This window comes from Salinimicrobium catena (assembly GCF_900102915.1).
Taxonomy (GTDB): Bacteria; Bacteroidota; Bacteroidia; order Flavobacteriales; family Flavobacteriaceae; genus Salinimicrobium; species Salinimicrobium catena.
This window is the reverse complement of sequence record NZ_FNGG01000002.1, coordinates 12,085-36,662: the sequence shown is the minus strand read 5'-3', so window position 1 is coordinate 36,662 and position 24,578 is coordinate 12,085. Positions and strand designations below refer to the sequence as shown.

Genomic DNA, 24,578 nt, shown 5'->3' with positions numbered 1-24,578 from the left:
TAAATTGGGTATTTATGGTGTAGGTTAATTTTTATTGTTCTTTTGGGTTTGAAAGAGGTCGAGTATGGCCGCTCCTGTACGTGCGGCGATATCGCCGGCCACTACCCCTTCATAACTAAATTTTTCGGCAGCCAGGTCTCCCGATCTTCCGTGAAGGTAGACTCCCAGAATAGCCGCGCTCAGCGGACTGTAGCCCTGGCAAAGCATGGCCGTAAGAATTCCGGTTAGCACATCCCCGCTGCCTGCTGTAGCCATCCCGGGATTCCCTGAGGTGTTGATGAAAGTTTCTTCAGCAGTAAGCGTAAGGGTGTAAGCACCTTTAATGACCAGGATCAAATTGTGCTTTTTGCAAAGCTGTCGCGATCTCTCCAGTTTTTCAAAATCATTGGACCATTCCCCAATAAGACGTTCCAGTTCTTTTGGGTGTGGCGTGAGTATGCTTCCTTCCGGCAACAATTCAAAAAGTTCTTTATTTCGCGAAAGTATGTTTAGGCCATCGGCATCAATGACAATGGGTTTCTTATTTTTCCGAAGCAATTGCTCCATCGCTTTCTCCGTCTGCTGATCTGTTCCCACGCCTACTCCAAATCCAGTGGCGGCGGGTTCCAGCTCATACTGAATATCGGTCAGGATTTTGTCGTCGGGATCTGTGATCACCATTGCTTCCGGCAGTGCAGTTTGCAAGATCTCATATCCGCAGGCAGGAGCAAAAATGGTGACCATTCCGGCACCTGCTTTTAAAGCTGCTGTACTTGCGAGACAAATGCTGCCTATTTTACCATAACTTCCTCCTACCATTAATGCATGGCCGAAGGTTCCTTTATGGGAGAATTTATTACGGGGTCTGTAAAGAGCTTTTGCCTCCTGTTTCCCTATAAGCTGGGCCACCCCATCAGTCTTTTGCAGGTATTCCCTATCAAGACCTATATCCAGGATCTGCAGCTCACCTATATTTTCCGCAGTATCGGGAAGAAAAAAAGAGAGTTTGGCTGACTGAAAGCTGATCGTATAATTTGCCTTGATAATGACACTTTTGGACGGCATAGGTTCATCGGCCATTAAGCCCGAAGGCATATCAACGGCCAGCACGAAAGCGCCGGAATCGTTAATGTGCCGTACCAGGTTTTCCACCCAGTCCACCAGGGGCCGGTTAAGGCCTACTCCAAAAATGGCATCCAGGACAAAATCTCCAACGTTGATCTCTGGAAAGTCATCTTCAGACTTCAGCAGCACGGGCCACTTTTTAGTCATGTTCTTGACCCGGTCGTAATTGATCAGAAAATCCTTTGATCGCTGGTCGCTGTAGTTCACTATGTAAATGGTGACATCGTAACCCTGCTCCAGCAGCAGCCTTCCTATGACCAGGCCGTCTCCTCCGTTATTTCCTATTCCGCAGAATATCTTCACGGGAATATCGGCACCTTCCAAACGTTTATGGATCTCCTCGAACACCAGGGTCGCCGCTCTTTCCATGAGATCATTAGAGGATATCTGCTGTTTCTCAATGGTTAGGCGGTCTGCCTCTCGAAGTTGATTGGCCGAAAAGATCTTCATGCTCCTGGTAACCTTTTAAAGTTTTACAAATATAGAATTTCCTTCATGCCCTGCTCCCGGTTGAGGAAATTCTTCGAAAAATTCTTCTCAAAAGGCGTTATCACTCCTGAATTTAATAAATTTGCTCAAATTAAATTCAAAAATGAAAAATACAGCCCTTTCTTCTACCCATATTGCACTTAATGCTAAAATGGTTCCTTTTGCAGGATACAATATGCCAGTATCTTACGAAGGCGTAAACGCCGAACATGAAACTGTACGCAAAAGTGTGGGAGTATTTGATGTTTCCCATATGGGAGAATTCCTTATCACCGGAGAGCATGCTCTTGAACTTATTCAGAAGATCAGTTCTAACGATGCCTCAAAACTGGTTGACGGGAAAGCTCAATACAGCTGTATGCCCAACAATAACGGCGGGATCGTAGATGACCTTATCATCTACAGGTTCAATGAAGAAAAATATTTGCTGGTGGTGAACGCGTCAAATATCGAAAAGGACTGGAATTGGATCTCTCAGCACAACACGATGAACGCCACCATGCGCGATCTTTCTGATGAATATTCGCTCCTGGCCATTCAGGGACCAAAGGCAGCGGAAGCCATGCAGTCTCTTACCGATGTGGATCTTTCCGCCATTAAATTCTACACTTTTGAGGTGGCGCCTTTCGCCGGAGTGGAAAATGTCATTATTTCAGCAACCGGATATACCGGTAGCGGCGGTTTTGAAATATACTGCAAAAATGAAGATGCACAAAAGATCTGGGATAAGGTCTTTGAAGCAGGTGCTGACTTCGGGATAAAGCCAATAGGTTTAGCAGCCCGTGATACATTAAGGCTGGAAATGGGCTATTGTCTCTACGGAAATGACATAGATGACACTACTTCTCCTATAGAAGCCGGCCTTGGCTGGATCACGAAATTCACAAAAGACTTCATCAACTCTGAAGCTCTCAAAGAGCAAAAAGAACAGGGACCTAAAAGGAAACTGGTTGGTTTTGAACTGGATGAACGCGGAATTCCTCGCCAGGGCTATGACATTGTAGACGACAATGGCAAGGTTATTGGCGTGGTAACATCGGGAACTATGAGTCCTTCTCTTGAAAAAGGGATAGGTTTAGGATATGTTCCTACAGAAGTTGCCGCCCCGGGAAGTAAGATAAACATTCAGGTACGTAAAAAAGCTCTTCCTGCGACGGTGGTAAAGTTACCATTTTATAAAGGATAAGTTTTTTGAAAAAAATATTGATCTTAGGAGCAAGCGGCTTTATCGGCAATGCCTTGTATAAAGAGCTATACCCTTATTTTGACACGCACGGCACCTATTTCACAGACAATGCTTTCTACCAAAAGAACCATAAGTTCCATCAATACGATGTGGAGCGGGAAAGTATTAGCGTTCTGTTGGAAAATCTGCGCCCCAACATCATCATTTCTGCCTTGCGCGGAAATTTTGATGCGCAGGTGCATGCCCATTTTGAGATCATAAATTACCTGCTTCAAAATAAAAATACCAAGCTCATTTTTCTTTCTTCAGCTAACGTTTTTGATGCTTTCACCAATTATCCTTCATATGAATATGACAAGACACTTTCTCAAAGCGTCTACGGAAGGTTCAAGATCAAGATAGAGAACGCCCTGCTTCGGTTACCCAATACAAAGTATGTCATAGCCCGACTCCCGATGGTCTACGGCGCCAATTCCCCACGGGTACAGGAGATCAAAAAACAACTGCAGGAAAAGGAAGCCATTGAAGTATTTTCTAACGTGGTGGTTAACGCGACCACCGAAGCAAAACTTACCCAGCAGTTGCATTATATCATAAATCGCAACCGGCAGGGAGTTTTTCACCTGGGCAGCAAAGACCTTATTCATCATAATGATCTGGTAACCGAGATCTGCGAGGCGCTGGGAGAGAAAAAACCATTATTGATGAATGTGTATGATTCTAATTTTGACCGTTTTCTCGCGGTCATTCCCAAGGATAACCTCCTGCCCAAGAATCTGCAGATCTCTGTACATGAGGTAGTGACCAGCAGCATGGTGAGCTGATGTTAATCTTCTACTAAAAACGATCACCCCCGATCTTCTCTTAGTTGGCTTTCTTAACTTTAAGTAGAAAACCTTATGAAGATGAAAAAACTAACCGAAGAAGAGATCTACAAAAAACTGGAAGATCTGCAGGACTGGGAATTTAAAGATGAGGCCATTCACACCAGCTTCAGGTTCGAGGATTTCAAAGAAGCATTCTCTGTTATGACGCGCATCGCTTTTGAAGCTGAAGCCCAGCAACATCACCCGGAATGGTTCAATGTCTACGATCAATTGCAAATTTCCCTTTCTACCCACGATGCCGGTGGGGTAACCGAAAAAGATTTTACCCTGGCCCATTCTATTGAGAAGATCGTGGGAAACGAAGAATAATCTGTTTTTCCTGCTTTTGAGAATGGATGTTTTTTCTATTTTTACGCTACATTTAAATCAAGCTAATGGGAAGAGCATTCGAATTCAGAAAAGCGCGTAAAATGAAGCGTTGGTCGGCTATGGCCAAGGCTTTTACCCGCATAGGAAAAGATATTGTAATGGCCGTCAAGGAAGGCGGACCAGATCCCGACACCAATGCAAGGCTTCGGGCTGTGATACAAAACGCCAAGAGTGTCAACATGCCCAAAGATAATATCGAGCGGGCCATAAAAAGAGCTTCAGATAAAAGCCAGGGAGAGTACAAAGTCGTGCTGTTTGAAGGATACGCTCCGCACGGGATCGCTGTGCTGGTAGAAACAGCTACAGATAATAACAACCGCACCGTGGCAAACATTCGTTCCTACTTCAACAAATGTGACGGAAACCTGGGAACTTCAGGCTCTGTGGAATTCATGTTTGACCATACCTGTAATTTCAGAATAGCTTCAGAAGGCGTTGACGCCGAAGAACTGGAACTGGAACTCATTGATTTTGGAGCCGAAGAGGTTTTTGAGGACGAAGATGGCATTTTGATCTATGCCCCATTCGAAGCTTTCGGAGCGCTTCAGAAAGAACTGGAAAGCCGCGGTATAGAGATCATCTCTTCAGGATTTGAGCGTATTCCGCAGGTGACCAAAAAACTATCTCCCGAGGATGCGGCCGATGTGGAGAAGCTCCTGGAAAAACTTGAAGAAGACGATGATGTACAGAATGTATATCACACCATGGAAGAAACAGAAGAATAAAACAACAAAGGCCGGCAAAACCGGCCTTTAATTTTCTAATGCAGAACGAAAAACACCAAAGTGCCATAAAGGCGTCTTATTTCAGCATTTTTGGCAATGCCGCCCTGGCTATTGTCAAGGGAGTCACGGGTTTTTTCGGAAATTCTTATGCGCTTATCGCAGATGCCATTGAATCTACCACCGATGTTTTTGCCAGCCTCCTGGTGCTTCTGGGATTGAGATATTCTGCCCGGCCTGCAGATGAGAACCACCCATACGGCCATGGCCGGGTGGAGCCGCTGGTCACCTTTGCCGTCGTAGGATTTCTTGTAGTTTCGGCTACAATAATTGTTATAGAGAGCATAGAAAATATCCAGACGCCACACAAAGTTCCCAAGCCCTACACTTTACTCGTATTGGGAGCGATCATCATCATCAAGGAAGTTTTCTATAGGTTCATCAATAAAAAAAGTGACGAGACAAAAAGCACTTCTTTAAAAGCCGATGCCTGGCACCATCGCAGTGATGCCATTACTTCACTTTTGGCCTTCGTTGGAATTTCAATAGCGCTGGTAATGGGTAAAGGCTATGAAACAGCCGATGACTGGGCAGCCCTTTTCGCTTCGGGCTTCATCCTTTTTAACGCTTACCTCATCATGCGGCCCGCCCTGGGAGAGATCATGGACGAGCATTTATATGATGATCTAATTGAAGAAATCAGGGAGATCTCAAAACGGGTTCCCGGCGTGATAGAAACCGAAAAATGTTTTGTACGCAAGACCGGGATGACTTTTCATGTAGACCTGCACGTGGTAGTGGACGGGGAGCTTACCGTGAACAAAGGCCACGAGATTGCTCATGACCTGAAGAACACCTTACTGGAGGAACTTCCTGATATCGCCGATATTCTGATCCACGTAGAACCGCACAACCTGGAAGAGACCAGGAAAGACTAGCCCCATTTCATAAAAAAATGATAATCTGCAGGGGCTTTTCTCCAGGGCCGCGCCAATTTTCTATCTTTAAAAAGAATTAAGAATAAGAATTTAATGGACGTAAAATTAGCCGTTCTAATCGACGGAGATAATATTCCTTCAGCTTATGTGAAGGAAATGATGGAAGAGATCGCAAAATATGGAAACCCCACCATAAAACGAATTTATGGGGACTGGACCAAGCCGCATCTCGCAAAATGGAAGAACGTACTGCTGGAAAATGCAGTAACCCCTATTCAGCAGTACGGCTACACTCAGGGAAAGAACGCAACAGATTCTGCCATGATCATCGATGCCATGGACATACTCTACTCGGGAAAAGTAAACGGATTTTGCCTTGTTTCCAGCGACAGTGATTTTACCAGGCTGGCAACCCGCCTACGGGAAGCAGGCATGAACGTAATAGGTATTGGCGAGAAAAAGACTCCGGATCCATTCATCGTGGCCTGCGACAGGTTCATTTACATTGAGATCCTGAAGAACCAGGCCAAAGAGAGCAGTAAGGAAAAAGAGACCAAAAAGAACGAATACGACAAGATCACTCCAAAGGTGGTTAAGCTGATAGCATCTACCATCTCTGATGTTGCCGATGATGACGGCTGGGCATTTCTGGGAGATGTGGGAAGTTTGCTTCAGAAAAAACAACCGAATTTCGATTCCCGGAATTATGGGTATCAGAAACTTACCCCCATGATCAATTCCATCGATAAGTTCGAGATCGAGTCAAGGGAAAACCAACGCGGAAAATACAAGCTCATATACGTGAGGAATAAAGATTAAAGGAATTTACTATGAGGACTATAAAGAATATTCACAAGGCTGAATATCGGCCAATCGCCGATCTTATCACCTACTCTCCCATGCCTACCAGAAGTGTAAGGAGGATAGACCCGTTTTTGTTCCTGAACCATCACGGTCCTCAAAAATACGAGCCCGGGAACAACGGATTGCCATTCGGGCCGCACCCGCACCGGGGAATGGAGACCGTCACCTTTATTCTGGAAGGGGATATTGCCCATAAAGATTCGGGTGGCAATGACAGCGTTATTGAAAGCGGTGGCGTACAGTGGATGACCGCGGGCAGCGGCTTAATTCATTCTGAAGTGTCTTCAGAAAAATTCAAAACAGAGGGAGGCCCGCTGGAGATCCTTCAGTTATGGGTGAATTTACCGGCAAGGCTAAAAATGACCAAACCCGAATACCGCGGCTTGAAAAAAGAGGAAATACCTCAGCTCTCAACAGATGATGACAAGGTAAAGGCTCAGGTCATTTCGGGAGAATTGAACGGCACAAAAGGCGCCTTCAACACCCTAACCGAAGTTCACCTAAGCACGCTCTTTTTTAAACCTGAAGGAGTTTTTAAAACTGAAGTTCCGGTTACGCACAATATTCTGTGTTACGTGATCAAGGGCGAGATCAAGGTCAACGGAGAGATCATACAGGCCCTGCACCTGGCAGAATTCAATAATGATGATAAAAACCTTCGCTTAGAAGCACTTTCAGAAAGCGTGGTACTCTTCGGACACGCAGAACCTTTCAACGAACCAGTGGTAGCCCAGGGGCCTTTTGTGATGAACACCATGGAAGAGATCAATCAGGCATACGAGGATTACCACCAGGGAAAGATGGGAGATCCTAACCATTAAAAAAATCCTGCCTAAAAAGGCAGGATCTCTATTTTATACTTTATTCTTCTTTTTGGGTTTCTTCTGCAGAAACTTATCGGTAAGCCTGTTTCGGTTTCCCTTTTTGTAATATTTGGTAAATCTTAAATAAGAGATCAGTCCTAAAAGTGCCACTATTGCCACGGAATAGTAAACAAAGTCCGGGGTGATCACCTTATCTCCGCTGGCGTATGAATGCAATCCGGAAAGGTAGAAATTCACTCCAAAATAGGTCATCATAATACTCGCGAAAGAAACTACGGCCATGAAGTTGAACAACCATCGGCTGCGCAAACCGGGTACGAGCCTCATATGGATCACGAAGGCGTAAACCATGATACTTACCAAAGCCCAGGTTTCTTTAGGATCCCAGCCCCAGTAACGTCCCCAGCTTTCATTGGCCCACTGCCCTCCAAGGAAGTTCCCGATGGTAAGCATTACCAATCCTACTGTCAATGCCATTTCGGTAATGATGGTGATCTCCTTGATGGTAAGATCCATCTTCTTCTTGTTCTTCTTGGTGGTAAGGATCATGAGGATCAAGGCCACGGCTCCCAGGATCATTCCCAGGGTGAACGGCCCATAACTTCCCACAATGATGGAAACGTGGATCATCAGCCAGTAGGAGTCCAATACAGGCTGCAGGTTCGCAATAGAAGGATCCATCCAGTTCCAGTGGGAGATCATCAGGATCATTGAAGTTACAAAGGCTGTCGAGGCCAGGGTAAGATCACTCTTTCTTCCGAAGAAGATCCCGAACAGCATAGTAGCCCAGGCCACATAAATCATGGATTCATAGGCATCACTCCAGGGGGCGTGTCCCGAAATATACCAGCGGGCAATAAGACCGGCGGTATGAAGCAAGAACAGAACTATGATAGCTATTTTACTCACCTTTATTAAAGAACCAATGATCTTGTTGTCCTTGAATATCTGGAAGAGCACAAAGATGAGCATGAGCACCCCTGCCAGCATGTACATCCAGAACAGGTTCCTGAAAATATCGTATTTATTGTACAGGATCTCTGTACGTATCTTTTGTTTTGACGGAATTACTTCGCTCCCGAACTTTCTCTGGAAACCTTTGATGCTTTCCAGCAACTCATTTGCCTGGGCATAATCTCCGGTTTCCTTGGCCGTACGCAGCGCACCAAAGTACATGGGCAGGATCTGCCTGGTGTATACAGAATCCATTCCTTTGAAACCGGCTTCGGCAGCTTCAGGGAAAGAAACCCATTTATTGTTCTCATGCTCCGGAATAGGGAAAATTCTCAAGATCTTCCCCTGCAGCGCATTGTACAACAGGTTTACCCGTCGATCTGTCTCTATAAAGTCCTTCTGAAACTGGTTTGGAACAGCTGCCTGATAAGCGCTTTCCAGGTAAGGACTTAGTTTGTAGTTCCCGCTGGTATCAAAAAAGCTGGTAAGCGCGATATATTTCTGATCTTCGGGCACTCCCGCAATATGCCTGATACTGTCGTTGCCACGCTTCACATTGATGAGCGGCACGTTGTACCACATGGTAGGATTCTCGGTCATGGAAATGATGACCTGGTCTGGAGACAGCCCTTCGTATTCGGCACTTTTGCTCAGCTTCCGAAGCAATTCCGATGAATACGTGTTCACAGGCTTCATTCTACCTCCGGCATCCTGTACAACCAGTTCCCCGAACTTGGCCGCATGCTCCTTAGTGACCACATTGGCCTTAATGATGGAATCAATACGTTGCTTTGGAATGGTGAAGGAAGCATTTTCATGTTCATGTGCTTCTTCTTCGGAAGCATGATCATGCCCGTCGTCCTGGGAATGAGTTTCTGTCTCTTGCTCCTGTCCTGCCGGTGCGTACTGTGCAAAACCTGAAGCAGAAATAAAGAACACCACCACAAGGGCAGCAAGTTTTGCTTTCTTTTTCTTCACTTTTTTAAGCATTTTTCCAAGTTGTCCAAAGCGCGAACCGCGGTCAAAAAGAATCCAGATCAGCCCAATGTATAATAAGGTGTAACCAATGTAAGTGATCCAGGTTCCCCAGAAATCATGGTTAACCGAAAGCACGGTCCCTTTCTCATCGGGATCAAAAGAAGCCTGGAAAAAACGATATCCTTTGTGGTCTAGCACATGGTTCATGAAGATCTCGTAATCAAAGGTCTTGGCCTCATCGATCACCGTAACTTTACTTTTGAAGGAAGAATAGCTTTTCTCTGTTCCCGGATATTTTGCAGCGATGAAATCGTTCAGCTTAATGGCAAAAGGAAGCTCATATGCTTTGGATCCGTAACGCACGTAGAGCTCGAGTCCGCCGAGTTCCAGTTTTTCAAAATCATTGATCCTTCCCTGGCCGCCCAGTAATTTAACGGTCTCAGACTCACCTTTGGTCGTCACCCGTACTATGGCTGCATCCTGCTGCCCGTCTGTCTTTTCTTCGGTTGGAATGATGTCATAAACTCCTTTAACTACAGGATCGGGCAATACGAACTGCATCCCGGCCATGTTATAAAGAGAACGCAGCATCAGGGTTTGGGTAGTATCTTTTTTGACCTCTCCTTGTAACTGATCGGCCATGCGCATATAAGTTCCTTCGAACGGAGAGGAGATGGAATACTCGCCATCTTCGTAAATAATATTAATGGCACCTTCAGTAGGTTTGTTCAGTGCGAACAGTACATTGTGGATACTGGTTACTTCTCCTTCCTTAATGTAATGATCATGACGGTCACCCCCGCCGGCTTCCACGATCTTCAGGTAGTTTTCACCTTCAGGGTCCTCTACAAGACCTTCCTCGGCCCCGTGGATATAGTCCAGGATCTCGAGTTTTACCGGTTGTCCGTTATAATCTGTGTTGAATTCAAATTCGTTCGAAGCCCCGGGAGCGAGCAGAACCTCATTCTCTACCACTCTTCTTCGAGGCTGGCCATTGATCTCTCCATCCATGTAAGTGGTTAAAAAGGTCTTTTCTGAAAGGAAGGTATTCTCTGTAGCGCCTTCCCTAATTGGCATCATTCCTTCATAACTAATGTAACGTGTCACAAAAGCCCCTATCAAGATCAACAGGAAGGCAAGGTGCAACAGAAGAGATGACCATTTTTCTCTTTTATAAAGCTGGTAGCGTTTAATGTTTCCGGCAAAGTTGATCACGAAAAAGGCCATGATGACCTCGAACCACAGCGCATTGTAGATCCACACCTTCGCGGTTTCTGTACTGTACCAGCTTTCTATGAACGTTCCCAATCCCAGCGCTACGGCAAAAACCACAAATAAAACAGCCATTAAGCGGGTGGAAAAGAGAATGGAGGCAATTCTTTTTTGCATGAAAAGTTGTGTTTAAAAACGCTTGCAAAAGTAAGCATTTTTAAGGATTTAAGTTTTTTTTAGGACCGGAATTTCAGGAAACAAGGTGCAGCAGAAGGAGTGCCGGTTTTTTTTAATAATTTTGCCGCATGATCAACCTTGTACTTTTGGGATCAGGGAACGTGGCCACACACCTCTACAGAGCTTTTTCTGCTTCGGAAAAAGTGCAGGTGGTACAGGTGTATAACCATTCAGAAAATGGCCTGGCGGAATTTGAAAAGGAAACGCCGGTGACCACTTCTCTTGATGAGATCTTTAAAGCCGATGTTTACCTGCTTGCCCTGAAGGATGATGTCATTCCGCAGATCTCTCGGGCTTTAAAAGACCGTGAGGGGCTTATCGCCCACACCTCTGGGGCTGTGTCTTTAGCTGCTCTTGATGCCTGTACCAGGGCCGGAGTGTTTTATCCGCTGCAAACTTTTTCCAAACAAAAAGAGCTCAACTACTGCGAAATCCCTTTTTGCCTGGAGGCGAAAGATCAAAAAGACCTTGATCTACTGAAGATTCTGGCAGGGGAAATTTCAGGCAAGGCTTACGAGATCTCTTCGGCACAGCGAAAAAAGCTGCATTTATCTGCAGTTTTTGTCTGCAACTTTGCGAACCATTTATACACTATTGGAGAGAATATTTGCCGGGAAAATGAGATGCCGTTCGAGATCCTGCAACCGCTCATTCAGGAAACCGCGAATAAAGTGAAGACTTCCTCCCCTTCCGAAGTGCAAACGGGTCCTGCCATAAGACATGATGGTTCTACGATAGAAGCCCACCTGGAGTTACTAAATGATCCTGATCAAAAAGAAATATACCAAACCCTTACCCATGCAATCCAAAATTTCTATGGAAAAAAATTATAAAGAATTCCTCTCCCAGATCACCACTTTCATCTTTGACGTTGACGGGGTGCTCACCGACGGCTCCCTGCAAATAAGCACCAATGGTGACCTTTTAAGGACCATGAACATCAAGGATGGCTTCGCCATGAAACATGCCATGCAACAGGGTTTTACGGTCTGCGTGATCTCGGGCGGGTACAATGAAGGAGTTCGCCACCGCCTTAAAGGACTTGGCCTTACCGACATCTATCTGGGCTGCCCCGATAAGGTAGAACAAATGGAGGAATTTTTGGATATCTACGACATCAAGCCCGAGCAGGTATTGTACATGGGTGACGATATTCCAGATTACTATGCCATGCAAAAAGTTGGACTGCCCTGCTGCCCGCAGGATGCCGCTGCCGAGATCAAGGAAATTTCCCGCTATGTCTCCCATAAAAAAGGGGGAAAAGGCTGTGTAAGGGAAGTGATCGAGCAAGTGATGAAAGTCCAGGGTAAATGGCTTGAGGACTAGATGAACTGGGTTTTCCTCATAATCGCCGGACTTTTTGAAGTAGGATTCGCGACCTGTCTGGGTAAAGCCCGGGAAACTTCGGGAACAACAGCAATACTCTGGATGGGCGGGTTCTTTATTTGCCTCGCCATTAGCATGACCCTGCTTTACAAGGTAACTCAAGCCCTGCCTATAGGTACAGCCTACGCGGTGTGGACGGGAATCGGGGCTTTTGGTACTGTATTGATCGGGATCCTTGTGTTCAAAGAACCGGTTCATTTCTGGAGACTGTTCTTTCTTTTTACGCTCATCGCTTCCATCATAGGGCTAAAATTCGTTTCTTCCTGAGCATGAAGTGGAGGCCCTTCTTTCAGCTTATAAGGTTCCCCAACCTTATAATGATCATTCTCACTCAAGCTCTGGTAAAATATCATCTTTTTGAACCCTTCGGAATAGATGTGACGCTGAGCGACCTTGATTTCGGTCTGCTGGTATTATCCATGATCTGCCTGGCAGCCGCCGGAAACATCATCAATGACCTTTACGATCGCAGGGCAGATAAGATCAATAAACCTCACAAACTGGTGATCGGCACCCATTTTTCTGAAAAAACAGCTTACAACCTGTTCTTTTTATTTAATATTATTGGCGTTGGAATTGGTTTTTACCTGGCAAACCTGGTAGGAAGGCCTTCATTTGTCGCGCTTTTCATTTTGCCTTCTGCCTTTCTTTATTTTTACGCGACCCAGATAAAGAGTACCGTGCTGGTGGGCAACCTGGTAGTAAGCATCATGGTCGCCATGATCATCGTGATGGTTGGCATTTTTGACCTGGTGCCGGCGATCACTCCGGAAAACAGGCTGACCCAAAAGGTCATTTTTTCGATCCTGATAGATTATGCCATTTTCGCCTTTCTCCTGAACTTCCTCCGGGAAATGGTCAAGGACCAGGAAGACATCAGGGGAGATTACAATGCGGGATACCAGACCCTGCCGGTGATCCTGGGAAGGGAAAGGACCAACAAGATCATATTTCTGGTGGCCCTGCTTCCGCTTGCCGGGGCTCTTTACTATATTTACAATTATCTCAATGACAACAGGCTTGCGTTGCTATATGCTCTGCTCTTTGTGGTGGGGCCTTTGCTGTACTTCCTGGTGAAGATCACCTCGGCTGAAAGCAAAAAACAGTACCATCATTTAAGCCTGCTGTTAAAACTGGTACTCGCCGCCGGACTCATATCCGTAGGCTTGTACCGCTTTATACTCTTATAATATGTTACAGGAAAAACTGAAAGACCATCATATCATCCTCGCTTCCGGCTCACCGCGCCGCCAGCAATTCTTTAAAGAGCTGGAGATCGATTTTGAGATAAGGCTGAAGCCGGTTGAGGAAGTATACCCTTCAGAGCTTAAAGGAATAGAGATCACCAACTACTTAGCTGAATTAAAGGCCGCTCCTTTTGAGGGGGAACTTAATACGGGTGACATCCTCATCACCAGTGATACGATTGTATGGCAAGAGAACAAAGCCCTGGAAAAACCGAAGGATCCGGCGCAGGCGCTGGAGATGATCAAAGCCCTCTGCGGAAAGACCCATGAAGTCATTACTTCAGTTTGTTTCAAAACTCCCGAAAAGATCAGAACGGTTCATGCAGTTACGAAGGTAACCTTCAGCAACCTGGAAGAGGACGAAATAAGGCATTATATAGACCGCTACCGGCCGTTTGACAAAGCAGGCGCTTACGGGATACAGGAATGGATAGGGCTAATTGGAGTAGAACATATTGAAGGCAGTTATTTTAATGTTGTTGGGCTGCCCACCCACCTGGTCTATCAAACCCTATTAGAGATCGCAGAATAGCACCATCTTTTGATATCTTTGCCTAAAGTTTAGAAAATGAAAGAGCTCTTCCTGGAAAATCTCAACCAGATCATTTATACCGCCGTAGTAATCCTGGTGCTGTTGATCATTCAAAGCATCATGAAAAAGGCCGCACACCGCATTGGGAAGCAAAGTGAGATTCACGTGACCCGGATAAGGTTGATGTTCAAATACATTAACATTCTGGTGACCATCATCGCCATTTTCCTGCTGGCCCTCACCTGGGGCTACGGCGCAGAGGATCTCGCCTTGATATTTTCATCGGTCTTTGCCATCATAGGGGTGGCCATGTTTGCTATCTGGTCTATTTTGAGCAATATCACGGCCGGGATCATCCTCTTTTTCTCTTTTCCGTATAAAATAGGCAGCAGGATAAAGATACATGATAAAGACCTGCCTATTGAAGCGGTCATAGAAGATATTAGGGCGTTTCACCTGCACCTGCGCACACTTGACGGAGAGCTGATAACCTATCCTAATAACCTCATTTTACAAAAGGCAGTATCCCTTGTCGCCAAAGAGACTTCGGCCGATGAAGGCAAAGATGCGCTATAAAGGCTGCTCAAATTGGGAATCTTTATATATTTGAGAGATTTCAAAGACCATGATCATGCGAAAGGTTTTAAGCCTTCTTCTTTTTATTGTTTTTTCACAGTTACAGGCACAACAGCCTGAAAAATGGAATTCTTCTGAAATTTTCCAGGAGATCAAAAAGCTGAACTTCCTGGGTTCTGTCCTTTATGTGGCCGCACATCCCGATGATGAGAACACCCGCCTCATCTCCTATCTTAGTAACGAACTCAACGCCCGCACCGCCTATTTATCGCTCACTCGAGGTGATGGCGGACAAAATCTAATAGGGCCGCAGCTTCGGGAAATGCTTGGCATTATTCGTACCCAGGAACTGCTCGCCGCCCGAAAGATCGATGGCGGAGAACAATTCTTTACCCGGGCAAACGATTTTGGCTATTCTAAAAATCCTGAAGAAACGCTGCAGATCTGGAACGAGGAGGAGATCCTGAAAGATGTGGTAAGGACCATCAGAAGTTTCAAACCCGATATTGTTATCAACCGTTTCAAGGCAAATTCTGCGGGAGAAACTCACGGCCACCACACGTCTTCAGCCATTTTGAGTCAGCGCGCTTTCAAACTGGCCGGGGAATCGGAAGCTTTTCCGCAACTGGCGCAAAGTCTTGGAACCTGGCAACCAAAAAAGCTGTTTTTCAATACCTCTCCCTGGTTCTATGATTCTCAGGAGGCATTTGAAGCCGCCGATAAATCCAACTTTCTTGAAATGGATACCGGGGTGTACTATCCTTTAAAGGGCATGTCCAATACAGAGATCGCTTCCCTTAGCCGCAGTCAGCACCAGTCGCAGGGGTTTGGAAGTACAGGCACAAGAGGGGAAACTCCCGAATATATAGAATTGATAGGCGGACAGCATCCCGAAGGTTCCGAAGCGCTTTTTGCCGGGATCAACACCACCTGGAGCCGAGTGGAAGGCGGTGAGGAGATCGGGCAGATCCTGAAAAATGTCGAAGAAAACTACGACTTTAAAGATCCTTCGGCTAGCGTTCCTCAATTAGTAAAAGCGTATTCGCTAATTTTAAAGCTGAAGGATGCCCACTGGAAAAAAATAAAATCCGCAGAGATCACGGAGATCATTGCTGCCTGTGCAGGGCTATACCTGGAAGCGGTTTCCGAAGAATCCCTGGCCACTCCTGGAGAAGAGATCAACCTCAACCTGGAAGCGATCAACCGCAGCGATTTAAACATGCAACTTTCCGAAGTAAAGATCCTGCCGGCAGGAAGGTCTGTTGCGCTGAAAAACCCTCTGCAGAACAATGAGCCCTGGCTGGAAAAGGTTTCCGCAGTTATTCCGGAAGAAACAGAATACACCAGCCCTTACTGGCTTCAGAAAAAAGGAAGCCTGGGCATGTACCATGTTGAAGCCCCTGAACTTATCGGCCACCCTGAAACGCCGCGCCAAGTGCAGGTGGAATTTCAGGTACAAATAGATGGACAAAATATACCTTTCCGGAGAAATGTTGTGTACAAGAAGAATGATCCTGTTAAAGGGGAGACCTACCAGCCTTTTGAGATCGTGCCGCCAATATCTGTCTCCACTGCAGATGATGTCCTCATCTTCGCAAACCACGCTCCCAAGATGGTCCCGGTAAGACTGCGAGCGATGAAAGACTCTGTTACGGGCACCCTCAAAATAAAACAGCTAAGATCCTGGAAGATCGAGCCTGTCTCCTACTCTTTTGGGCCACTGCAAAAAGGAGAAGAAATAACTTTCACTTTTGAGGTCACAGCGCCCGATTTTCAGAATTCTGCGCTGCTGCAGCCGGTAGCAATTGTTGATTCTGAAGAATTCTCCAAAGAGGTGGTTAGGCTGGATTACGAGCATATCCCAATGCAGACGATAGTTCTTCCTGCGGAAATCAAACTGGTAAAACTGGATGTTCAAAAAAATGGGAAATTAATAGGCTATCTTGAAGGTGCCGGCGACGCGGTTCCCCGCGCCCTGGAGCAAATGGGATATACCGTAGATCTATTGACTCCTCAAGACATCTCTTCTGGCGCCTTGAAAAAGTATGATGCGGTTGTATTGGGAATAAGGGCCTTCAATGTGGTGGATGCCTTACAGCAAAAAAACGCGGAATTGTTCAAATACGTCCATGACGGCGGAAATCTGATCGTACAGTACAACACCAGCCGCGGACTGGTCACCAAGGATCTGGCGCCTTATCCGCTACAATTGTCTCACGACAGGGTCACTAATGAAGATGCAAAAGTGGAGTTTTTGAATGAAGATCACCCCGTTCTGAATTTCCCGAATAAGATCACTTCTGAAGATTTTGAAGGCTGGGTACAGGAGCGTGGCCTTTATTTTCCAAATGAGTGGTCGTATGAGTTCACTCCGGTGCTTTCCATGCACGATACGGGTGAAGCTCCAAAACAGGGCAGTCTTTTGATCGCGCCTTATGGAAAAGGAAATTATATCTACACCGGCCTTAGTTTTTTCAGGGAATTTCCTGCCGGGGTACCGGGAGCATTCAGGCTTTTCGCCAATATGCTTTCGCTTAAAAATGCAACTCAAACCAAACCTTCGAAGTAATGAGCCTTCCGGAGAAATACCATTGGAAAAAATCTTATACCATAGTGCTCCTTGCCAATGCGGGGTATATTTTCCTTTTTTACCTGCTAATGACCTATTTCGCCTGATATGCTGCTAATTGACTGGATCGTCCTTATAGGCACCCTCGTTTTTATAGTTGCTTACGGCGCATACAAGACCCGTGGCAGCAAAGATGTGCAGGATTATATCCGCGGTGGAAATGAGGCAAAATGGTGGACTGTAGGCCTATCAGTAATGGCTACGCAGGCAAGCGCCATCACCTTCCTTTCCACCCCGGGACAGGCTTTTCACAGCGGGATGGGCTTCGTGCAGTTCTATTTTGGACTGCCCATTGCCATGATCATCATTTGCCTGGTGTTCATTCCCATCTATTACCGCCTGAATGTTTATACGGCCTACGAATACCTCGAATCCCGTTTTGACCGAAAAACCCGCATTCTCACCGCACTGTTGTTCCTTACCCAGCGCGGACTCTCTGCCGGGATCACGATTTTTGCCCCCGCAATCATCCTTTCGGCCGTGCTTGGATGGGACCTCACCACCCTCAACATCATCATTGGGGTGCTGGTGATCATATACACGGTCTCAGGTGGAACAAAGGCTGTGAACGTCACCCAAAAACAGCAAATGGCAGTGATCTTCTTCGGAATGATCACGGCTTTTATTCTCATTATCCAATATCTGCCTGAAGAGATAAGTTTTACAAAAGCACTGGAGATCGCCGGAAGCAGCGGAAAGCTTGACATCCTGGATTTCTCTCTGGATCTTGACAACAGGTACACCTTTTGGAGCGGGATCATTGGCGGGACTTTCCTGGCGCTTTCCTACTTCGGGACAGACCAGAGCCAGGTGCAGCGCTATCTCTCCGGAAGGTCTGTACAGCAAAGTCAGTTGGGGCTCATTTTCAACGGACTCCTAAAAGTACCCATGCAGTTCTTTATTTTACTGGTAGGAGTAATGGTCTTTGTTTTCTACCAGTTCAATGACTCTCCGCTGAATTTTAATCCGGCAGCGACCAGGGCCGTATCACAATCTGAACTGGCTTCAGATTACCGGGAACTGGAAGCAGACCTGGAAAAGATACAGACTGAAAAACAGCAAAAAACACTCTTATATGCCCGGGCCGAAGATTTTTCAGCAGGAAAACAGGAGGAATTCCAAAAAGAGATGCTGGACCTTAACGATGCCGAGATCCAGACCAGGGAAAAAGCTGTGGAGATCATTTCCAAAGCCGATGAGACCGTGGAAACGAACGATAAGGATTACGTTTTTATTCACTTTATCCTGAACAACCTGCCAAGAGGATTGATAGGCCTGTTACTGGCAGTGATCCTTTCAGCAGCCATGTCCTCTACCGCGTCTGAACTTAACGCATTGGCTTCAACCACAGTTATTGATCTATATAAAAGGAATGTAGGGCCGCGTACCGAAGCACATTTCGTAAAAGCATCAAAATGGTTCACTTTAGGCTGGGGCATCATTGCCATTGCGGTAGCCAGCATCGCCGACCTTTTTGACAACCTTATACAGCTGGTCAACATTATTGGTTCCATTTTCTACGGAAACGTGCTGGGAATATTTTTGCTGGCCTTCTTCATAAAATACGTAAAAGGCCATGCAGTGTTCATTGCAGCTTTGATTACGCAAGCGATCATAATTGGGATCTATTTTATGGAGATCATGCCATACCTGTGGCTGAATGTTACCGGATGCAGCCTGGTTATAGCTATCGCTCTTATCCTGCAGTCTTCAGAAAATAATTTGCTGACCACAAGGAAAGCTCCATAAAAAAAGCGGCTCCAAAAAGCCGCTTTTTCAATGTTTTTAGAAGGATCAATTTCCTTCCCACTCCTCAATGGACTCTTTGTTCATTTTTACGTAATCCTGGTTTCCGGCCTTTTCAGCAGCAGCAAGAGATTTCTTAGCCGTCGCTATAGCTTCCTCCTTCTTCCCAAGTTCTGCTTCAATAAGAGATTTTCTCCTTAATACCCAGTAAGCTGCGGGATCACCCATCTCTACAGCTTTGGTGATCCATTCATAAGCCTTTTGCAGGTCTTTTTCCTCATCATGAAAATAAACAGCTGCAGCAAAATAATCGCCGGCCGAGGGACCTTTCATTATCTTGTCAATACTTTTCATCGCTATCTCGTCTGTTGGCAGGTCGATCTTGAGATTTGCGACAGTGTTTCCCCAGGCGAAGATCAGTTGTGCAGAATCATTCTGCAGGTCATCGAACAGGATAGTGAAGTTCTCTACTTCAATTGGCACCTCCTGAACTTTGGCCGTGGTTTTTAAAGCCACCTTTGTCTCATCCCAGTTCTGAGGAAGCCCCCAGTTGTTGGTATCGGTGTAAAAGATCACTTCCCATTCATTTTCGTCGGGAATGGTGTAAATGGCATAAGTCCCTTTTGTTAGTTCCTTACCTGCGATCGTAACCTTTGTATCAAAGGCAATGGTGGTATTGTTGTTGGCCCCGGTTCTCCACTTTTGCCCATAAGGCACAAGATCACCAAAGATGGTACGGCCTCTCATTGCCGGGCGGGAATATTTAAGGGTGAAGTTGGTTAACCCAACCTGTTGTTCAACAGTAGCAGCAGGGCTTGGCACCGGAGTTTGGATCTGCCCGCTAACAGTAACACAGAAGAGGGCTGCAAAAAAGAAGAAAGCAATGTTTTTCATAATATCTATAGTTGGTTTTAACCAAATATAGATAATTATTCAAAAGATTTTTAGATTCTTAAAGGACTGAGTCAAAAATCAAGAAAACAACTGTCTTGCCCGCTCAAGATCTTCAGGAGTATCTATCCCCACTCCTTTTACATTGGTTTCGACCATTTTGATGTTCTTCCCGTATTCGAGATACCTGATGGCTTCGATCTTTTCAGCAGCTTCAAGTCCCAGCATTGGCAGCCTCTGAAAATCTAGCAAAGCCTGCTTGCGGAAAGCGTAGATACCTATGTGCTTAAACCAGGTCACCCCGGCTTCCTTCTCTCTTGGATAAGGTATAGGCGAACGGGAAAAATAGAGTGCAAAGTCCTCTTTATTGGTAACCACTTTTACGTGGTTCGGGTTTTCGACGTCCTTCCATTCTTTTATGGGCGCCTTCAGCGAGGCCAGGTCGATCTTTTCGGCATCTTGTCCGCGGAAAACATCCAGTACTTTTTCAAGACTTCCCATATCTATCATAGGTTCATCGCCCTGCACGTTAACCACGATATCTACATCCATGTCTTCCACTGCTTCGGCGATGCGGTCACTTCCGCACTGGTGCTCCTTCTTGCTCATGATCGCTTTGCCCCCGTTCTCAGTAATCTCAGAATAGATGATATCGCTATCGGTCACTACGTAAACTTCTTCAAATAATCCGGTGTTTTTGGCCGCTTCATAGGTGCGCAGAATAACGGTCTTTCCGTTAAGGTCCTGCATGAGCTTGGCGGGAAAACGGGTGGCGGCATATCGGGCCGGGATCATGGCGATTATCTTTAAAGGAGTAGTATTCATAAATGTCATGTTTAGAAATAGGAAAGATCAGGTGGCGAAAAAATCATCTTTGAACCCTATCAGGTACAATTTATCTTTTGCCCGGGTCACCGCGGTATACAACCACCGCAGGTAATCTTTGTCAATGCCGTTGGGCAGGTAAGGCTGTTCCACAAAAACCGTGTTCCATTGGCCACCCTGTGATTTATGACAGGTCATGGCGTAAGAGAATTTGATTTGAAGGGCGTTGAAATACTTATTGTTCTTCACCTTCAGGAATTTCTTGTATTTGGACCTTTCCTCTTCGTAATCTTTCATCACTTCCTGATAAAGCTGGTTCGACTCTTCATAGGTCAGGGAAGGATTGTTGCTTTCCAGCGTGTCGAGCATCACCACTGTCTCAATCGGGTTCATATTCGGGTAATCTACCATCTGAGCTTTGATCTCGGCAAACCTGAAACCGTAGAGCTCCTTTATCGCGAAGATCTCCAGCACCTTTATAATATCGCCATTTGCAATGAAGCCGGCCTCACTGTTAGGTTTAATCCAAAAATAGTTGTTTTTGACAACCATAAGGTAATCGCCTGCCGATATCTCCTCCTCCTGAAAAAGAATCCGCGAACGTATTTGCTGGTTATACAAATTCGCCCTTTTATTGGACCTTACGATTATAGTGGTATCCTCGTGCCCCAGGTTGCGGTAGGAATCTTCAATAGCTTCCATGATCTCATAACCGTCTATTAGCCTCACCACATCCTTCTTTTGAGTAAGCTGAAATTTGAACGAATCATAGAATTCTTCCCGCAAGGCTTCCCGAATTAGCGTGGCATTCAACAGAATGTCGCTTTCCTCGCTTTGCCGCACCACTTCATCCAGCTCAATGTGCATTACCTCCTTTAAATAGGAGTTCTGAAGTTTTTGCTCTTCAAGCGCGGGGCTTACTTCCAGTTTGACCGGCGGCAACTGGGCGGTATCTCCAATGAGCACCAACTGGCATTTATGACCGGAATATACATATTGAATTAGATCATCGAGTAAAGAGCCGTTCTCGAACATTTTAGCGTCGTTGTTCACATCAGGGATCATGGAGGCTTCATCAACTATAAAGATGCTGTTACGATGCTTGTTGGGCTGCAACACGAACTGCACGCCCGCGCCTCCTTTTTTCTTCGGAAAATAGATCTTTTTATGAATGGTAAAGGCTTCCCTGCCCGAATAGTTGGAGATCACCTTTGCAGCCCTTCCGGTAGGAGCCATTAGCACCCCGCTTTTTTTCACTTTCCAAAGGTTCTTGACAAGAGAACTAATGATGGTGGTTTTTCCCGTTCCGGCGTATCCCTTCAGCAAAAAAATAGAATCTTTTTTTTCATCGACCACAAAGGAAGAAAGTTGCTGCAAAGCGATATCCTGCTTCAACTTTGCGTCAAATTTCAGATCCTCAAGCAATAAGTCGTAAAAAGACTTTACGGTCATTCTCTCCATATACCAAATTCCTCAAAGCCCAAAGATAGCAAGGTTTTTTTCGGAAGAAACTTTTACGAATAAAAAAAAATTGTAGATTTGCGGGGAACACTTAATAAACTTAAACTGCAACGCATGAAACTTGTCATTCAGTTAGTTCTTTGGATTGTGATTGTTTTCCTGGGATACCTGGTATTTAATTCGATCTACGAACCAATTCAATTTAATAAAGTTAAAGAAAAGAGATACGCCAAGGTTATCGAGAACCTTAAAGATATCAGAGATGCCGAGTTGGCTCACCGTACCATTACAGGAAGATTTGAAGGAAACTGGGACAGCCTGGTGGCTTTTATAGATACAGCGCAGTTCACTCTAACCCAAAGACGTGACTCCACCGTTCTTGATGAAGAATACGTGAAGACATACGGGGTTGACAAGTACAAGGAGATCGTGATCACCGATACCCTTGGGTACAGATCGGTTAAGGATTCCCTTTTCAAAAACAGCAACCGCTACAAGACCATGATGAATGTTCCAATCAAAGGCGTGAATGCCAAGTTTGAACTTGACGCGGGCACCATTGACAAAAACGGTACACAAATTCCTGTTTTTGAAGCCAAGGTTGCCAAAGCTGTAGTTCTTAATGACCAGGACAGAGATCTGATCTTGCAAGAAAATGAAATGGTATCTGTTGATAATGTGAACGGAGCGTTCATCAGCGTTGGCTCTATGGAAGAGGTCAATACAAGCGGGAACTGGCCACTAAAGTATGGGGACGCAGAATAAGGAACCAAATACACAAAAAATAAAATTGTCCATTCAGGTTAGCCTGAATGGACTTTCTTTTTGTGCCTTATCATCTCCCGAAAAAAAGATCATCTTTTTCAAAGAGATCAGCTTCCCCAGAAAATTAAATCCTTCGGGAGTATTACAGCAAATAGAGAAGTTGTACTACGAAGAGGAGTTTCTAAAGGACGGGGATTTTGACGTCATCGTTCAGTATTCTAATGAACTTTATACCCTGGTGCCACAAAAATTCTTTGATGAAAAGAACGCATCAGACTATCTGAAGTTCAATACCCGCATACTGGAAACCGATTATGTCGCACACGATCTTATAGAGCCTGCCGGGATAGTTAATGTGTATATCCCCTACACCAATATCAATAATTTCTTTTTTGAGAAATACGGGGAATTCGAGTACAGGCACTGCATTACCACCCTGGCCGAAAATTTCATTAAGGAGAGCACTTCCGAAAACCAAAAAACCAAAGTGTTCGTAAACTGCTACCCCCGAGGATACGACATCGTGGTGGTCAAAAAAGGACAGCTGCTGCTCACTAATTCCTTTACCTGCCACACAAAAGAAGATTTCATATATTACCTATTATTTACTGCAGAACAGCTTGAGCTGGACCCTAATGAATTTGAGCTTATTCTGGTGGGAAAGATCACGGCAAATTCAGATTATTACCAGATCGCCTACCGCTATATCAGAAATATAAGTTTTCTCAAGACCAGCTTTGGTTATATTTTTGCAGTTGACCAGGAGCCTCCTAAAGGCTATATGCACTACACCCTACTAAAAGCATTTTCATGAGGATAGTTTCAGGAACCCTGAAGGGAAAGAGAATAATCGCACCAAAAAAATTACCCGTACGCCCTACAACCGATTTTGCCAAGGAAGCCCTTTTCAACATCCTGAACAACCAGTACCATTTTTCAGCTTTAAAGGTGATCGACCTTTTTAGCGGCACCGGAAACATTTCCTATGAGTTCGCTTCCCGAGGGGCAGAAGAGATTATCGCCGTGGACGGACATTTTGAATGCGTAAAGTTCATCAATAAGATCTCACAGGAGCTAGATCTCCCCATAAGGACGGTCAAAAGTGATGTTTTTAAGTACCTTAAAGCTACGGGAGAAAAGGCCCATATCATTTTTGCCGATCCGCCTTACAATTTTGAAGAGGATAGCCTACAGCAAATTGTGGAAACCGTTTTCTCAAGAGAGCTGCTGCTTGAAGGTGGTTCGCTTATCATTGAGCACCACAAGAAAATAGATCTTTCCTCGCTAGATCATTTTTCAGAAGTCCGCAAATACGGTAATTCAGTTTTCAGTTTTTTTGAGTAACTTAAGGTATGGACCAACCAAACCACACAGTAGAACTGGATTTCTCGGTTCTTCAGTTCTATGATTATTATGTCGTTTCACGGCTAAGGGAAGATGTGGTATTTGATCGCCCGCAGGTCAAAGAACTGGTGGAAGTTTGCAATCATTACTTCGAGGATCGGCATTTTGTGTACATTTCCCAAAGAGTTCATAATTACAATGTCAATCCAACCATTTATCTCAAGCTCGAAGAGGCCAGGCATCTCTGCGGAATCGCCATTGTAAGCCAGAAGACATCAGCGCTCAATATGGCGGCCTTTGAAAAGAACTTCGCTAAAGTGCCTTTTGAAGTGTTTTTAGATCTGAAAGAGGCGCAAAAATGGGCAAAACAAATGCTGAAGGAAAGACGCTGACAGCAGAAGTGATTCTTAAC

At 45.3% G+C, this 24,578-nt stretch carries 24 protein-coding genes; 19 read left to right on the top strand and 5 right to left on the bottom strand.

Annotation, left to right across the window (positions count from 1 at the left end; genetic code table 11):
• Positions 1-24: 24 nt before the first annotated feature.
• Complete coding sequence (locus BLS64_RS04795) at positions 25-1,554, bottom strand: NAD(P)H-hydrate dehydratase (protein WP_093112385.1); 1,530 nt, start codon at positions 1,552-1,554, stop codon at positions 25-27.
• Positions 1,555-1,696: 142 nt separating this feature from the next.
• On the opposite strand from BLS64_RS04795, the gene gcvT reads away from it, so the two are divergent.
• The 7 genes from gcvT (at position 1,697) to BLS64_RS04760 (ending at position 7,380) form a co-directional block, all read left to right on the top strand.
• Positions 1,697-2,779: a glycine cleavage system aminomethyltransferase GcvT gene (gcvT, locus tag BLS64_RS04790; protein ID WP_093112384.1), complete on the top strand. Its 1,083-nt coding sequence runs from the start codon at positions 1,697-1,699 to the stop codon at positions 2,777-2,779.
• A gap of 5 nt (positions 2,780-2,784) precedes the next feature.
• Positions 2,785-3,603 carry a sugar nucleotide-binding protein gene (locus BLS64_RS04785; RefSeq protein ID WP_093112383.1) on the top strand — a complete coding sequence of 273 codons (819 nt, stop codon included), beginning with the start codon at positions 2,785-2,787 and terminating at the stop codon, positions 3,601-3,603.
• An 81-nt stretch (positions 3,604-3,684) separates the two neighbouring features.
• Positions 3,685-3,975: a 4a-hydroxytetrahydrobiopterin dehydratase gene (locus BLS64_RS04780; protein ID WP_093112926.1), complete on the top strand. Its 291-nt coding sequence runs from the start codon at positions 3,685-3,687 to the stop codon at positions 3,973-3,975.
• A gap of 65 nt (positions 3,976-4,040) precedes the next feature.
• Entirely contained in the window at positions 4,041-4,760 is a 720-nt protein-coding gene (locus BLS64_RS04775; RefSeq protein WP_093112382.1) for a YebC/PmpR family DNA-binding transcriptional regulator, read from the top strand.
• A 38-nt stretch (positions 4,761-4,798) separates the two neighbouring features.
• The gene (locus BLS64_RS04770; protein ID WP_093112381.1) at positions 4,799-5,695 is read left to right on the top strand and encodes a cation diffusion facilitator family transporter; all 897 of its coding nucleotides are present in this window, start codon (positions 4,799-4,801) and stop codon (positions 5,693-5,695) included.
• A 93-nt stretch (positions 5,696-5,788) separates the two neighbouring features.
• The gene (locus tag BLS64_RS04765) at positions 5,789-6,514 is read left to right on the top strand and encodes an NYN domain-containing protein (protein ID WP_093112380.1); all 726 of its coding nucleotides are present in this window, start codon (positions 5,789-5,791) and stop codon (positions 6,512-6,514) included.
• An 11-nt stretch (positions 6,515-6,525) separates the two neighbouring features.
• Positions 6,526-7,380: a pirin family protein gene (locus BLS64_RS04760; RefSeq protein WP_093112379.1), complete on the top strand. Its 855-nt coding sequence runs from the start codon at positions 6,526-6,528 to the stop codon at positions 7,378-7,380.
• Positions 7,381-7,413: 33 nt separating this feature from the next.
• Here BLS64_RS04760 and ccsA read toward each other — a convergent pair whose 3' ends face one another.
• Positions 7,414-10,704 carry a cytochrome c biogenesis protein gene (ccsA, locus tag BLS64_RS04755; RefSeq protein ID WP_093112378.1) on the bottom strand — a complete coding sequence of 1,097 codons (3,291 nt, stop codon included), beginning with the start codon at positions 10,702-10,704 and terminating at the stop codon, positions 7,414-7,416.
• A gap of 128 nt (positions 10,705-10,832) precedes the next feature.
• Between ccsA and BLS64_RS04750 the strand changes: the two genes are divergently transcribed.
• From BLS64_RS04750 to BLS64_RS04715, 8 genes are all read left to right on the top strand, one after another.
• Positions 10,833-11,597, top strand: coding sequence for a Rossmann-like and DUF2520 domain-containing protein (locus BLS64_RS04750; protein ID WP_093112377.1), 765 nt, complete (start codon positions 10,833-10,835; stop codon positions 11,595-11,597).
• Complete coding sequence (locus tag BLS64_RS04745; RefSeq protein WP_093112376.1) at positions 11,581-12,090, top strand: KdsC family phosphatase; 510 nt, start codon at positions 11,581-11,583, stop codon at positions 12,088-12,090. The genes BLS64_RS04750 and BLS64_RS04745 overlap by 17 nt, the downstream gene beginning before the upstream one ends.
• Positions 12,091-12,417, top strand: a complete 327-nt coding sequence (locus BLS64_RS04740) for a DMT family transporter (RefSeq protein WP_093112375.1) — start codon at positions 12,091-12,093, stop codon at positions 12,415-12,417.
• Between the two features lie 2 nt (positions 12,418-12,419).
• The gene (locus BLS64_RS04735) at positions 12,420-13,340 is read left to right on the top strand and encodes a geranylgeranylglycerol-phosphate geranylgeranyltransferase (protein WP_093112374.1); all 921 of its coding nucleotides are present in this window, start codon (positions 12,420-12,422) and stop codon (positions 13,338-13,340) included.
• 1 nt (position 13,341) lies between these two features.
• Positions 13,342-13,929, top strand: coding sequence for a Maf-like protein (locus BLS64_RS04730; protein WP_093112373.1), 588 nt, complete (start codon positions 13,342-13,344; stop codon positions 13,927-13,929).
• Positions 13,930-13,965: 36 nt separating this feature from the next.
• Positions 13,966-14,505: a mechanosensitive ion channel domain-containing protein gene (locus tag BLS64_RS04725; protein WP_093112372.1), complete on the top strand. Its 540-nt coding sequence runs from the start codon at positions 13,966-13,968 to the stop codon at positions 14,503-14,505.
• A gap of 55 nt (positions 14,506-14,560) precedes the next feature.
• The gene (locus tag BLS64_RS04720) at positions 14,561-17,074 is read left to right on the top strand and encodes a PIG-L family deacetylase (RefSeq protein WP_093112925.1); all 2,514 of its coding nucleotides are present in this window, start codon (positions 14,561-14,563) and stop codon (positions 17,072-17,074) included.
• A gap of 108 nt (positions 17,075-17,182) precedes the next feature.
• Entirely contained in the window at positions 17,183-18,883 is a 1,701-nt protein-coding gene (locus tag BLS64_RS04715; RefSeq protein WP_093112371.1) for a sodium:solute symporter, read from the top strand.
• A 45-nt stretch (positions 18,884-18,928) separates the two neighbouring features.
• Here BLS64_RS04715 and BLS64_RS04710 read toward each other — a convergent pair whose 3' ends face one another.
• From BLS64_RS04710 to BLS64_RS04700, 3 genes are all read right to left on the bottom strand, one after another.
• The gene (locus BLS64_RS04710) at positions 18,929-19,774 is read right to left on the bottom strand and encodes a DUF2911 domain-containing protein (RefSeq protein ID WP_093112370.1); all 846 of its coding nucleotides are present in this window, start codon (positions 19,772-19,774) and stop codon (positions 18,929-18,931) included.
• Between the two features lie 78 nt (positions 19,775-19,852).
• Complete coding sequence (gene kdsB, locus BLS64_RS04705; protein ID WP_245693372.1) at positions 19,853-20,596, bottom strand: 3-deoxy-manno-octulosonate cytidylyltransferase; 744 nt, start codon at positions 20,594-20,596, stop codon at positions 19,853-19,855.
• 27 nt (positions 20,597-20,623) lie between these two features.
• The gene (locus BLS64_RS04700; protein ID WP_407690095.1) at positions 20,624-22,048 is read right to left on the bottom strand and encodes an ATP-dependent DNA helicase; all 1,425 of its coding nucleotides are present in this window, start codon (positions 22,046-22,048) and stop codon (positions 20,624-20,626) included.
• Positions 22,049-22,171: 123 nt separating this feature from the next.
• Between BLS64_RS04700 and BLS64_RS04695 the strand changes: the two genes are divergently transcribed.
• Genes BLS64_RS04695 through BLS64_RS04680 form a run of 4 tightly spaced genes read left to right on the top strand, consistent with a single transcriptional unit; the run spans position 22,172 to position 24,558 of the window.
• Complete coding sequence (locus BLS64_RS04695; protein WP_093112368.1) at positions 22,172-22,822, top strand: hypothetical protein; 651 nt, start codon at positions 22,172-22,174, stop codon at positions 22,820-22,822.
• Complete coding sequence (locus BLS64_RS04690) at positions 22,806-23,636, top strand: DUF3822 family protein (RefSeq protein ID WP_093112367.1); 831 nt, start codon at positions 22,806-22,808, stop codon at positions 23,634-23,636. Before BLS64_RS04695 ends, BLS64_RS04690 begins: the two co-directional genes overlap by 17 nt.
• A complete protein-coding gene (locus tag BLS64_RS04685; RefSeq protein WP_093112366.1) occupies positions 23,633-24,166 on the top strand; it encodes an RsmD family RNA methyltransferase in 534 nt (177 codons plus the stop codon). The genes BLS64_RS04690 and BLS64_RS04685 overlap by 4 nt, the downstream gene beginning before the upstream one ends.
• Before the next feature lie 8 nt (positions 24,167-24,174).
• Positions 24,175-24,558: a hypothetical protein gene (locus BLS64_RS04680; RefSeq protein WP_093112365.1), complete on the top strand. Its 384-nt coding sequence runs from the start codon at positions 24,175-24,177 to the stop codon at positions 24,556-24,558.
• The last annotated feature ends 20 nt before the right edge of the window (positions 24,559-24,578 follow it).